This window comes from Paenibacillus sp. FSL E2-0151 (genome assembly GCF_037993015.1).
GTDB lineage: Bacteria > Bacillota > Bacilli > Paenibacillales > Paenibacillaceae > Paenibacillus > Paenibacillus amylolyticus.
The window spans coordinates 6,539,506-6,552,309 of the sequence record NZ_CP150308.1 but is presented as its reverse complement, the minus strand read 5'-3'; the positions used below and the strand labels follow the sequence as shown (position 1 = coordinate 6,552,309).

The 12,804-nt window shown below is 46.7% G+C and carries 9 protein-coding genes; 5 read left to right on the top strand and 4 right to left on the bottom strand.

What is annotated here, in order from left to right:
* Positions 1–319 precede the first annotated feature (319 nt).
* Entirely contained in the window at positions 320–3,142 is a 2,823-nt protein-coding gene (locus tag MHI55_RS29015) for a glycoside hydrolase family 3 C-terminal domain-containing protein (protein WP_076253690.1), read from the top strand.
* 96 nt (positions 3,143–3,238) lie between these two features.
* On the opposite strand, the gene MHI55_RS29010 is transcribed toward MHI55_RS29015, so the two are convergent.
* The 3 genes from MHI55_RS29010 to MHI55_RS29000 all read right to left on the bottom strand — a co-directional run bounded on the left by MHI55_RS29010 (position 3,239) and on the right by MHI55_RS29000 (position 6,762).
* Positions 3,239–4,078 (bottom strand): methyl-accepting chemotaxis protein, encoded by an 840-nt coding sequence (locus tag MHI55_RS29010; protein ID WP_036612816.1) that lies wholly within the window; start codon positions 4,076–4,078, stop codon positions 3,239–3,241.
* Positions 4,079–4,294: 216 nt separating this feature from the next.
* Positions 4,295–4,804, bottom strand: a complete 510-nt coding sequence (gene nrdG / locus MHI55_RS29005) for an anaerobic ribonucleoside-triphosphate reductase activating protein (protein ID WP_340387905.1) — start codon at positions 4,802–4,804, stop codon at positions 4,295–4,297.
* On the bottom strand, positions 4,801–6,762 hold the full coding sequence (locus tag MHI55_RS29000; RefSeq protein ID WP_340387903.1) for an anaerobic ribonucleoside triphosphate reductase: 1,962 nt from the start codon (positions 6,760–6,762) through the stop codon (positions 4,801–4,803). Before MHI55_RS29000 ends, nrdG begins: the two co-directional genes overlap by 4 nt.
* A gap of 480 nt (positions 6,763–7,242) precedes the next feature.
* Between MHI55_RS29000 and MHI55_RS28995 the strand changes: the two genes are divergently transcribed.
* Together MHI55_RS28995 and MHI55_RS28990 are read left to right on the top strand one after the other, a co-directional pair.
* On the top strand, positions 7,243–8,880 hold the full coding sequence (locus MHI55_RS28995; RefSeq protein WP_340387901.1) for a histidine kinase dimerization/phospho-acceptor domain-containing protein: 1,638 nt from the start codon (positions 7,243–7,245) through the stop codon (positions 8,878–8,880).
* Positions 8,881–9,033: 153 nt separating this feature from the next.
* Positions 9,034–9,972, top strand: coding sequence for an aldo/keto reductase family protein (locus MHI55_RS28990; protein ID WP_047840782.1), 939 nt, complete (start codon positions 9,034–9,036; stop codon positions 9,970–9,972).
* A 140-nt stretch (positions 9,973–10,112) separates the two neighbouring features.
* On the opposite strand, the gene MHI55_RS28985 is transcribed toward MHI55_RS28990, so the two are convergent.
* The gene (locus MHI55_RS28985) at positions 10,113–11,225 is read right to left on the bottom strand and encodes a diguanylate cyclase (protein ID WP_340387900.1); all 1,113 of its coding nucleotides are present in this window, start codon (positions 11,223–11,225) and stop codon (positions 10,113–10,115) included.
* A gap of 272 nt (positions 11,226–11,497) precedes the next feature.
* Here MHI55_RS28985 and MHI55_RS28980 point away from each other — a divergent pair, with 272 nt between their 5' ends.
* Positions 11,498–11,893, top strand: coding sequence for a transcriptional repressor (locus tag MHI55_RS28980; RefSeq protein WP_036612807.1), 396 nt, complete (start codon positions 11,498–11,500; stop codon positions 11,891–11,893).
* Positions 11,869–12,675 carry a winged-helix domain-containing protein gene (locus tag MHI55_RS28975; RefSeq protein WP_340387898.1) on the top strand — a complete coding sequence of 269 codons (807 nt, stop codon included), beginning with the start codon at positions 11,869–11,871 and terminating at the stop codon, positions 12,673–12,675. The genes MHI55_RS28980 and MHI55_RS28975 overlap by 25 nt, the downstream gene beginning before the upstream one ends.
* Positions 12,676–12,804: the final 129 nt, after the last annotated feature.

Here is a 12,804-nt window from a genome sequence, read left to right as displayed (position 1 = left end):
GCGCACATCGTTGTACTCTTATTCATGATTGCCAGACTATGCCAGGAAAAAACGGTGTTGTTCAGATTTTGCAGAGGGGATGTTCACAATTTCCTGCGCAGAACCTCTGTTTTTTTTGTTAAATATGCTATATGATAAGATTACCGAAATCGTTTTAGGTTTTGAAAAGGAGATCAGGTTTCACACCTATAAACGTTGATTATAAAAGGATTAATTGATTCATCGGAAGAAAGATTTCATCCGAATTAACCCCGTTTTTTCTTAATATATGTATTCGCTATCATTTTAATTAACTACCGATAACCAAAGGAGATTCTATATGACGACCAACCAAACGAAATATCCGTTTCAAGATACAGCACTAGAGTTAGACACCCGGGTGAAGGACCTTGTATCCCGCTTGACGGAAGATGAAAAAATTGAATCCATGCTGCAATATCAGCCGGCAGTAGACCGCCTGGGTGTGCCTGCATACAAACATGGTACAGAAGCGGCCCACGGCTTGGCCTGGCTTGGAGAAGCAACATCCTTCCCACAACCGGTGGGGCTTGCATGCACATGGGATGCGGATCTGATGAAAGAGATTGGCTCCGTACTCGGAGACGAGGCGCGTGTATTTTATAAACGAAATCCGGCAGTGAACGGTCTTACGCTGTGGGCACCTACAGTGGATATGGAACGTGACCCGCGCTGGGGACGGAATGAAGAGGCGTATGGTGAAGACCCGGAACTGACAGCCGAGCTGACAACAGCATTGGTCAAAGGAATCCAGGGTGACCATCCAAAGTATTACAAAGCGGTCGCTACCTTGAAGCATTTCCTCGCCAATAATAACGAAGTGGATCGCGGAAGTGGTTCGTCCAGCATTGATCCACGTAACATGCGTGAATATTATCTGAAGGCGTTTGAGAAGCCATTTAAGGAAGGCGGCGCACAGTCCATGATGACAGCGTACAACTCCATTAATGGTACGCCAGCGTTGTTGCATCCTTTTGTGAACGAGATTGTCAAAGGCGAATGGGGCATGGATGGTTTCATTGTCAGTGATGCAGGCGACGTAATGGGCATCAAGAATGATCATAAATACTATGATTCCCACACACCAGGTACCGTAGAATCCGTGAAGGCCGGAATTGATAGCATCACCGATGATGCTGAGCTGTCCAAACAGGCACTGCGTGAAGGATTGGAACAAGGTACACTCACGATGGATGACATCGATAAGGCGTTGTTCAATACGTTCCGTGTGCGTTTCCGTCTAGGCGAGTTCGATCCGGAAGAAGACAACCCGTACGCTGCTATTGGTGAAGAGTCCATGATGACGGAGAAAGCAAAAGAACTGTCGCTCAGAGCCGCAAGAGAACAAGTGGTATTGCTCAAAAATGACAAAGGCACGCTCCCGCTGGACAAAACAAAAGCTGGTAAAGTGGCTGTGATTGGTCAATTGGGCGGAACCGTCTATCGTGACTGGTATGCAGGCACCATGCCGTATAACGTATCCCCACTTGAGGCGATCCGTGGCAAAGTAGGCAACGATAAAGTATCGTTTAAGGATGGTAATGACCGTATTACGTTAACTTCCGTAGCCAGTGGGAAGAAAATTGGACTGGCAGAAGGTGAAAAATCACCTGTGATTGCTTCGGGAGAAGCGGAGACGTTCATGGTTTCCGACTGGGGCTTCGGAAGTTATAACTTGCAGGCCGAAAGCAACGGCAAATATCTGACCACAGATGAAGAGACCGTAACGGCTTCCGCTGATGAAGTATACGGCTGGTTCGTGAAGGAAGTATTCCACCTGTTGCCACAAGAGGATGGCAGTGTAGGTCTGACTACTTGGAATGGCAAAACGGTGACTGCACCTAATGGTGGAAACGATGCATTAGTAGTGTCCGAAGAACTGAAAACCTTTGGTGCCACAGAGACGTTCAAGCAGGATGTGATTGTGAACGGACTTGAAGAAGCGGTAGCAGCGGCTAAGGCTGCGGAAACGGCGATTGTTTTTGTTGGTAATAATCCGCTTGTAAATGGTAAAGAAGAGATTGACCGTCCAAGTCTGGATCTCGCCGGATCCCAGCAACGTCTGGTTGAGGCGGTCTATGCCGCGAACCCGAACACGGTAGTTGTCATCGTGGGTAGTTATCCGTTCACATCCAACTGGGTTCAGGAGAACATCCCGGCGGTATTGTATACTTCACACGCAGGACAGGAACTGGGTAACGCAGTAGCTGACGTCTTGTATGGCGACTATGCACCAGCAGGCCGTCTGAATATGACATGGGTACAATCGGCAGATCAACTGACCGACATCAAGGATTACGATATCATTCAATCTGGTCGGACATATCAATATTTTGAAGGTAATGTATTGTATCCGTTTGGACATGGTCTGACGTATGCAACGTTTAAATACAGCAATTTGGAACTTAGCCCAGCTCAAGTGGGTACAGAGGGCAACGTTACGGTAACTGTAGATGTGAGCAATACGGGTTCAATCGCCAGTGACGAAGTTGTACAGTTGTACGTTCGTGCAGGCAAATCCCGGGTGAAACGTCCACTCAAAACGTTAAAAGGATTCCGTCGTCTTCATATCGAAGCGGGAGCTACAGCGAAAGTCAGCTTCACCTTGCCTGTTCAGGAACTGGCAATCTGGGATGTAACTCGTGATCGGTATGTCGTGGAAAGTGGAACTTACTCCATCATGGTTGCCAAGTCATCCTCTGATGTCCAACTGGTTGCAGACCTGACGGTAGAAGGAGAGACGATCCCTGCCCGTAATCTAGGTGTGGCTACTCGTGCCGAGAATTATGATGCTTACCTGGGTGTTGATCTGGATGAGAGCAAAGAGGGCGGAAGTGCTGTCCGTGTAGTTGGAGAGCAAGGATGGATTGCTTTCAAGGATGCCGATCTGGGTAGTGGGGCAGCAGCAATTGAAGCGCGTGTCTCCGCAGAACAAGCAGGTGCTGTGTTAGAAGTTCGACTCGGTTCACCAGACGGTACGCTCGCAGGACGTGTGGAACTGGCGCAAGGTGAAGCCCAGCAGTGGTCTACCGTGAAGGCTGAACTCACAGGTGCATCAGGTGCGCAGGATGTATACATTGTGTTGTCTGCAGGCGTGCGCATCAGTCACTTCAAGATTCGTTAAGTCAAATAACTCATGAAAAAGCCTCCGAACTTATTCGGAGGCTTTTGTTTATTGTTTGCTATCAAACGCATTTTTTATTGTCCATTAAACGTATTTTTATTTTCCGTCAAACGTAATCATTTTTTGCACAAATTGCTTCAATTGTTTGTTGGTTTCATTCAGCTGCTCAATTGTGCTCATGAAATTGTTTACGAGTTCAGCCTGTTCTTGGGAGCTGGCAGTGATCTCACCAAGTTCATTCTCCATGCCTTGAATGGATTGCCGAACAGAGAGAAGAGAATCTTCAATACGGGCCGTTGCTTCTTTGGTATCCACAGACAGTTTGCGAATTTCTTTGGCAACAACGCCAAAACCTGCACCTGCTTCACCTACACGAGCAGCTTCAATGGCTGCATTCAAGCCGAGCAGATTGGTTTGTTCGGAGATTTCACGAATGAAGCTGGCGACTTGAGTTACATTGCCTGATTTCTGTACGGCTTGTTTGGAATTATTCCGGATCTCTTCGGTTGTGGCACTGAGTTCCTCGGAGTGTGCAGCTACATGCTGTACACTGTCAATTAACTGGTTGGTCAGATTTTCGGTAGCATCCATGAGCTGTTGCAGCTGGTCCTGGTCATCCATACTGTAGAGCAGGTTGAACAGGGCGATGACTTCACCTTTTTCATTTTTAATGGGGATAAAAGCCACGTCAAAAGGAACACCGAATAAATCTTTAGGGTAGTGATCGAATCGTTTGACGGTACCGCCGTTGAGATCAGCAAAATTTCGATTTCCATCCAACAGAGGGTCGCCGGGTTGATAATTCAGTTGCTTTAACGATTCCCCTGCTGAGAAATATAGGAATTTCTCATGATCAATAACGGAGAGGGTTACATCCTGACGAATCGTATCTCGAAAGAAAGGCATACATGTAATTAATGCTTGAACAATATCCATATAAAAGATGATTCCTCCCTGGTTACCTTATGTAAACGGTTAAATTTTAAATGCTAACTTAGTAACTACCTATATTATATATCGTCATGCAATAGAGAAGAAAATAGAGAGAATGGATAAAACCTATTTCTTAAAGCAGACCACTATACGCCAACAAGACACGAGTCCGCTGGGGACCCGTGCCTTGTTAGTTGGTGAGGGGAATAAAACCAATGTTTACAGCATACTGAGCTGTATTGTAACGATGGTTCGAGTGGCTAGTGTTGCACTGACATCAATCAAACGTTGATTCCGACTGCCGCGGAAGGGAAGGGAGACATCACGCTCCGCTTCAACGTATCGCCCGTCAATAATCACATCACACAACTGGGCAAGCTCCGCTCTCGCAGGGTCGGTAATCAGTTCTTCATATTCGAATCCCGTGTAGGCCCATACCGTCAGATCAGGACGTGCAGCTCGGAGCTGCTGGACCCAAGACGTACATTCTGCTGCCGAGAAAAAGGGATCACCACCACACAACGTAACGCCATCCAGCAATGGATGACTCGTCACTTCATGCAGAATCTGCTGCTGCCGCTCCTCTGTAAAGGGCTCACCCGCTCGAAAGCTCCACGAATCCGGACTGAAGCAGCCTGGACAGGCGTGACCACATCCGCTGATGAACAACACAGCACGCAGGCCTGTCCCTTCATTCACCGATTCCGGGATGTAACCATATAGATTCACCGGTGCTTCACCCGATCCCGCACTTCGGCTTGCTTCGCAGCATTGAAGCGTACTTTGTAATCTCCGGTTAGATAGCCAGTTACGCGGCGTAACCGCTGGAAGTGCACATGGTTCTCGTGGGCTTCACAGCCTGGGCATACATCCCCAATGACGCCTTCATAACCACATGCAGGGCAGCGATCAATCGGATGATTAATAGAGAAATAACCGATATCCTGCGCCAGTGCATACTGCACAATTCGCAGGAAAGCTGCGGTGTTGGCCCGAACGTTTCCGTCAAGCTCCACATAGGAGATTGCACCCGCGTTACATAAAGTGTGGAACGGGGCCTCCAGTTCAATCTTCCGATAAGCTGGAAGAGTGTGGTATACCGGGATATGGAATGAGTTCGTATAATACTCACGATCATTAACCCCAGCAATGAGGCCGTATCGTTCTCTGTCGATCTTCGTGAATTTGCCGGACAACCCTTCAGCAGGTGTGGCAAACAGTGTGATATTCAAGTTATGCTGCTCGCTCATCCGGTCACAGAACTCTCTCATGGTCCGAATAATGTTGAGCGCTTCGTGGTGTACATGTGGGTCCTGCCCATGATGGCGCCCATAGAGAGCTGTCATACATTCCGCAAGACCGATAAAACCAAGAGATAATGTTCCATGTTTTAATAGATCGGCAACCGGCTCGTTCGGGCCAAGCTGTTCTCCACCTTCCCATACACCCTCCCGCATCATGAAGTCCGATGCCTTGGCAGGCTGTGCTGTCTGAATTCGGTAGCGATGCAGCAGGCCGGAAGTGGCATTATGCATAACCGACTCCAAAGCAGTGTAGAATCCCGCACTGTCAGCGACAGCTCTGGCACCTTGGCAGATGCCAAACCGGATGCCGAGTTTCACGAGGTTAATGGTGTTGAAGGACAGATTACCTTTGCCACTTTGACGATTGCGACCAAACCGGTCAGCCAGTGTACGTGTGCGGCATCCCATAGTTGCAATGATCGTATCCGGATCTTCCGGATGATAGAAAGGCAGATTGAACGAAGCATCAACATTGACAAAGTTGGGATACATCCGCCGGGATGAACAGGTGACTGCGAGGCGGAACAAATCATAGTTCGGCTCTCCATGAGCCTGATTGATCCCCTGTTTACATTGGAAAATATGTTGAGGGAACACGGGAGTCTCCCCGTTGCCCAGGCCACGGATGGTTGCTTCGAGCAATGAACGCGATACCAACCTTCCTTCCGCTGAAGTACATAATCCATAGTTCAGTGAAGTGAATGGAATCTGACCACCTGCCCGGCTGCTCATTGTATTCAAGTTATGAATCAGTGATTCAGCAGCTTGTCCTGTCTCCAGCTCAGTCTCTTCATAGGCGAAGGCATATGCGCGCGGGCACTGATTTTTCGCTTCGATGCTGTCCAGATAAAGCTGTTCATCCTCAAGCAGGGCATGCTCACCAAAGAGGCGTTGCCCTTTGCGATAATGTTTGCGGAACGATCGCTGTACATAAGGGGCCAAATCCCAGTCAATCTTATTGGCCGATACACCGCCATATTGACTGTTCTGCTGGGATTGGAAGATGATCGCAACCAGGGCCATTGCAGACATGATCGTCTGAGGTGTGCGAACCGATCCGTTGCCTGTATTGAAACCCGCAGCAAGGAGACGGTCAAACGGGATAAAGATGCAGTTGGTCGTTCCAAGTGCATACTGATCCAGATCGTGTACATACAGATCCCCATTCTCCACAGCTTGGGCAAGCTCTTCCGGCAACACATGACGCAGAGCATGCCACTTGGCTGTCTCCGAACCGAGCCTGCTCATCTTGCCGCTGAAGGAGTCCCCGTTCAGATTTGCATTTTCCCTCAGCGTATCGGCGTCTTCTGCGCCAATAATGCGTCTTCCCAGGTCGGATAATAGATCGGATGCCGGTGGAGTGGCATACTCAAGCATGTTCATGTAAGGTTCCTCCTAAAATGATTTGGTTATCATTTAATTCACGTTAAATACTATATGTAGATTCGTATTATCCATTTATAAACTATATGTGGTTTTTTGGGTGTGATAATGGTCACACAACGTAGTGGGCAAAGTGGACTTTCCTTTAATTGCTGCGGATAAAGGTTTCCAAAGTCTGAGCGGAAGCGTATAATTTCTAGTTATTCTGCAAGTATAATATCCGAAGTCGGACAAGATGGACTCTAATCAAGCTGAAAAGGCGAGTTGCAATGAATTCGCGGTCGTTAAACCATCCGTTTAAGACCTGCTTTTGTCCACAAATGGGCAATAGGCAGGGAGTATGATTCTCTTATACTTCTACGGTGTTAATCATATAAGTATAGATTGTGACAGCTATTCGGATTTTTGATGACCCCTGTACGTGATTAAACATTCTGAAATACAGATTTGAAAGTGCAGCTAAGATAAGAGGGGTGAATCATGGGGACGGCAGAAGGCATTACAAGAGGCTTCTATGAAGATATAAAGGAAGCTGCGGCTCATATCGTAGACGTATTAAGTGGTATATTGAAGGTCAATACCATCTTTGTTGCCACGAATGACGGGGTGACCAATGTCATTTTGGAGGCCTTTAATCGTACGGAAGAGTTAGTTGTTAAAGGCAGTGCACTTCCATTTACGGATTCATATTGCAGCCTGGTATTAAGAGACAACGGTAACGTGCTTACGATCCCGGATACATGTGAACATCCGATGACACGATCCATGGGCGTTACGAGCGGACTTGGCAATCGCTTCTTCGTGGGCGTGCCTATTATGAGAAGATCGGGCGAAACATTTGGCACCATCTGTCTGATGGATGATCCTGGTTATGTGATCAGCGAAACCGATATGAAGACACTGAAGGCGATGGCTGTATTCCTGGGTTATGTTGTTGATCTGGAAAGCACGTTGCATGTTCAGGAGCAGAAATTGAGTGATTCGGAACAAATGCAAGAACAGCTCCAGGCAGAGAAAGAACGTGCCGAATCTGAGGCTATGACCAAAACACAGATGTTGAAGCTAATGAGTCACGAGATTCGCAATCCTTTGAACGGTATTTTGGGACTGACAGATCTGATGCGCACACCGGATATGCCTGAGGAGCAGTCCGAATATGTGAACATGATTGAGACAAGCGGCAATATTCTGCTTTCCTTGCTGAATAATATGATGAATTTCAACATAAATGAAGCAGGTAAAACGGTTATACATGATGATCCGTTTGATCTGGTAGGTACCATTGAGAATACCGTGTATCTCTATGCCGGGATTGCGACGGGCAAGAACATTGAGCTGGGATTAAATCTTGAACTGAATGTATCTCAAGTGTTCGTTGGTGATGAAGTCAAGATTGGACAGTTGCTTGCACACGTCATTCAATATGCTCTCGATTCAACGCGTGAAGGTTCCGTTCTGATCACAGCAGTGGTGAACGGAGAAGAATTGGAGGAGACCGGTACACTTCAGCTCAAGGTGAAGTACACGGGTCAGATGTTATCGGACAAGAAGACACCAACCTTTAACAGCCAAGATGAAAATTTGAATATCCAAAAACTGATTGGAAGCAATCTGGGTTTAGCTGTAAGCCAGAATCTTGCCATTCTCATGCATGGCCGTATTCAGGTGAGCAGTGTGAAGGAAAATGAGACGGAATTCAACATCTCCCTTCCGTTGCGCAGATACTGGGAGTTACCTCAACTCGCAAGTGTTCAGCAGCGGTTAAAAGGGAAAAAGGTGTTGCTTGCCAAGGACCCTGATATTTTGCAAGGTGTCTCTTCCCTGATGCGTAGGTGGGAGATGGATGTACACATGACCTCGGGTGTGACATTAGCGCATGATTGGATCAAGGAAGGATTCATGCCGGATGTAGCCGTTGTGGATATGGGATTAATGGAAGGCGGTGCGGTCGATTTTGTACATGAACTGAAACAGCGACTGCAGAATCTGCCCGTCATTGTTCTTGTTCCTTATGGTATGCACATTGAATTGCATGAAGCAGAAGCCTTTGATGCTGTTCTGACCAAGCCGGTCAGACAGGCTGATCTGTTGAATGCATTGAGCATTACTTTGCCTTAGATCATGATCATAGATCTTTATTCGGCGCACCTTATAGGTGCGCTTTTTTTCATTTTCCATTTTCTGAGCCAAAGCCCTTTTATTCCGAGCTGGTTACGTTACAATAGAAAGTGAACTTCATCTTTATAACCAACAGAGGAGGATATGCAATCAATGGATTATCGCAGATTAGGTGGAAGCGGACTGAAAGTAAGCGAGATCAGCCTGGGAAGCTGGCTGACGTACGGAGGGTATGTGGAACGTGAGAATGCGGTGAAATCAATTGAAACTGCATTTGATGAAGGCATTAACTTTTTTGATACTGCCAATGTATACGAACGGGGTGCAGCAGAAGAACTGCTGGGGCAGACGCTCAAAGCATATTCCCGTGACTCTTATGTACTTGCAACCAAAGTATTTGGCAAAATGGGTGATGGTCCGAATGACCAGGGGTTGTCTCGCAAACATATCAAGGAGCAATGTGAAGCCAGCTTGAAGCGCCTGGGCGTTGAATATGTGGATATCTATTACTGCCATCGTTATCATACCGAAACACCAATTGAAGAAACACTCCGCGCGCTCGATGATCTGGTACGCCAAGGCAAAGTGTTATATGTAGGCGTCAGCCAGTGGACAGCGGCTCAGATGGAAGCTGCGTTGGGTACAGCAGATCGTTTGCTTCTGGATCGTATCGTGGTCAATCAGCCGGTGTACAACATGTTTGACCGTTATATCGAAAATGAGATTATCCCGCTCGGCGAGCGTAAAGGCATCGGACAAGTTGTATACTCCCCGCTTGCTCAAGGTCTATTGACCGGGAAATATACGTCCGTTTCCGATATCCCAGAGAATAGCCGTGCTGCCAAGCTAGGATGGGACGAAGGAAAGATCAATGCGGATCGTATCGGGAAAGTTCGTCAACTGATTGAAGTGGCGGACAAGCTGGATCTGAAGGTTGGCCAACTGGCCCTTGCCTGGATTCTGCGCCAGAACAATGTATCCAGTGCACTTGTAGGGGCGAGTCGTCCCGAGCAGGTAAAAGAGAACGCGGCTGCATCTGGCGTGAAGCTGGATGCTGCCATTGTGGAGGAGATTGAGAGTATCCTTGCTTGATCTCCTGTCAGCACACAAGCTGAGATGATATCTAATGATCTATAAAGAAAGGGATGTCCTGTGCGCCTGAATAGGCGAACGAGACATCCCTTTTTTGGAGAACATTGAAAGGTTAGTTTATTGAAAGGTTAGATCGGAATTTAAAGTGTAAGAGGCAAGGAACGAAAAGTAAAGGCACACACACGGTTACGCCCTGTATTCTTGGCTTCATATAAAGCACGATCGGCCTGTTCGAAGAAATCATCATCGTCATGATCATCACAATGATCGGGGTACACGGCTACACCAATGGAGATGGTTAGACGTGTCGTGTGCCCGTCAGGCAGAGCAAAATGGTATTTCTCTACAGCCTGTCGTATAGATTCGGCGGTAGCCACGGCCTGACGGTGTCCACAGTCGAGCAAGAGAATGGCGAATTCTTCCCCACCATTTCGTGATACGATATCAGCAGAACGTGCATGTTCAACAAGTAGTTGTCCAAGTTGCTTCAGGACCGCATCGCCAGCGGAATGACCATAGGTGTCGTTTACCTTTTTGAATCGGTCAATATCAATGGCAAGCAAGGAAAGCTTCTGTTGGTAATCCCGCGCACGCTGGAGTTCCAGTTGAAGTGATTTTTCGAACTGTCGTCGATTGCTCAGGTTGGTAAGATGATCGGTAGAAGCTCTTTTTTCCAATAGAAATAACATTTCATTAGATTTATTAATGAATTCTGCAATGAAATAGATAAATAATCCACCGGCAAAGGAAATGGTCATTTGTAACGGATATATCTTCATTAATGAATTCATGCTGTCTGTATTCAACATAAGAATGATAAAGATTAATGTCATGCCAAGCAGATTCATTGTAATTATTTTGGTCAGTCTGGACCAAGGAGCATAGGCGAAGTATACACCGGACAGTCCGATCAGAGTCATGACAAAACCTGCATCTATGGCAGAGGATGATAAGTCGAACATCAGAATACGAATGATCGAGATCATGAGTCCCGTAACGACCGAAGCCAATCCTCCCATATATACCGCTGCGGTAACGATGGCCAGATGCCGTAGATCTACAATCGTAGTTTCGTTCAGAGGGAATGAATAGTTCATGAGTACTGTGCCATATATACCGAATAATAAGCCGCCGATCAACTGAACACGTAACGAGGGAAAAGGCAATCGGATACTATAGAACTTTGCGATGATCCCGGACACATACATAAACGTAATCATGACACAGATATTAATGAAAAAAGTGCTAAACAACCGACATTCCCCCTTTTTACGCACATCCCTATATTTTATCTGAAAATTTGCGCTGTAGCGAACCATATTATCCCAAATTTATGAGGGGATTGCTGGTAAAGGTGGTTTATTTGCATATACAGGATGTTAGAGTGATATTGACTTCAATATGCAATGAGATTTATACTTAATCTAAATCAAAATATATTCCTTCTTTTTGGGAAGACCATCATAAGTAGAAGATCAGTGTCTGATTTCATATAAAATGGATCAATAATAAAGGAGAAATGGTTGTGAGAACTTTAAATCTGACGATACAACGGCAAGCGGTATATGATGTGGTGCGCCATTCAGAGGATCACCCGACAGCTGCTGATGTCATGAATCGACTCGTGGAACAAGGATATAATCTTGCTTATGGTACGGTGTATAATTCTCTTCGTTATCTGACGGACAAAGAATTGATACGGGAACTTAAACTCGGAGAGACAGCAAGCCGGTACGATGCCCGTATGGATGATCATCAGCATATTATGTGTGAAGTGTGCGGCAAAGTGGACGAGGTGATGACAGAGGTTCCTCCACAATGGATGAAACAGGTAGCTGAAGAAACCGGATATGCAATCGATCATGCTCATGTGGTCTTTGGAGGTGTCTGCGGGGAATGCAGAAACAAACGGATCAAGTAAAAATAAAACTGCCTGGCCGCCGTTTACCCCTAAGGGTTAAACCAGCCTTGTCTGACTCAACACCCCTTGTGGACAATTGTCCGGTTACAAGGCGTGTTATTCTGATCAGCCCGATGCCGGGGCAGGTTCATGAACTGGTAAAGGCCTTAACGGATAGTTGCTTTGATGTACTGGTCTTCCATCGCTGGGAACCGGATCTGCATGAGCGTCTTGTCTTTGATCTGTTGATCTATGATCTGTCTGTTGCTGGAACTATCGATGCATTTGCCGGCATTAGCAGCCGATTGAATCATGAGGCTGAGCATACAACCCCTTGTTTGTATCTGGTTGGTGAGAAGATGATTGGCAGTGCAAGTGGACCGATGCTTCAGGAGGAATTGCTGGTGTGGCCTGCACGCCCGCAGGAAGCACTTTACCGAGTGCAGCGCATGATTGGCAACAGCCCTGCTCTGCCCAACCGTGGTTTTTTGCCTGAGGAAGGGCACCGTATCGGATTCAAAGATCTGTGGCTCGATCGTGAAAGGATGAGTGTACAGCGCGATAATAACCGGATTCATCTAACCAAGACCGAATATGATCTGTTACTCAAGCTGATTGATGCCAAAGGTGCAGTCATTTCCCGTGAGGAAATGCTCAGCGATATCTGGGAGACGGACTTTACGGGTGGAAGTAATGTGGTCGATGTTCATATCAAAAGCTTGCGCAAAAAATTGGGCGATAATGCGTCTTCGCCGCAATATATTGTAACAGTAAGAGGAGTGGGCTACCGCCTGGCGGATTAGTCCGCTTTTTTTTGCCCAAATTTTATCTTTCACTTCATGCTTTTTCGGGTACTACCTAATAGAGAGGCAGATCAGAATCATTCCCTTAAAACATGTTCATAGTTCATTCATGAATGTTGAAGAACCTCA

What these genes read in the sequence shown, in the direction of transcription:
- MHI55_RS28995 (WP_340387901.1), top strand. Translation starts at nt 7,243, where the DNA reads ATGGGGACGGCAGAAGGCATTACAAGAGGCTTCTATGAAGATATAAAG.
- MHI55_RS28975 (WP_340387898.1), top strand. Translation starts at nt 11,869, where the DNA reads ATGCAGAAACAAACGGATCAAGTAAAAATAAAACTGCCTGGCCGCCGT.
- MHI55_RS29000 (WP_340387903.1), bottom strand. Translation starts at nt 6,762, where the DNA reads ATGAACATGCTTGAGTATGCCACTCCACCGGCATCCGATCTATTATCC.
- MHI55_RS29015 (WP_076253690.1), top strand. Translation starts at nt 320, where the DNA reads ATGACGACCAACCAAACGAAATATCCGTTTCAAGATACAGCACTAGAG.
- MHI55_RS29010 (WP_036612816.1), bottom strand. Translation starts at nt 4,078, where the DNA reads ATGGATATTGTTCAAGCATTAATTACATGTATGCCTTTCTTTCGAGAT.
- MHI55_RS28990 (WP_047840782.1), top strand. Translation starts at nt 9,034, where the DNA reads ATGGATTATCGCAGATTAGGTGGAAGCGGACTGAAAGTAAGCGAGATC.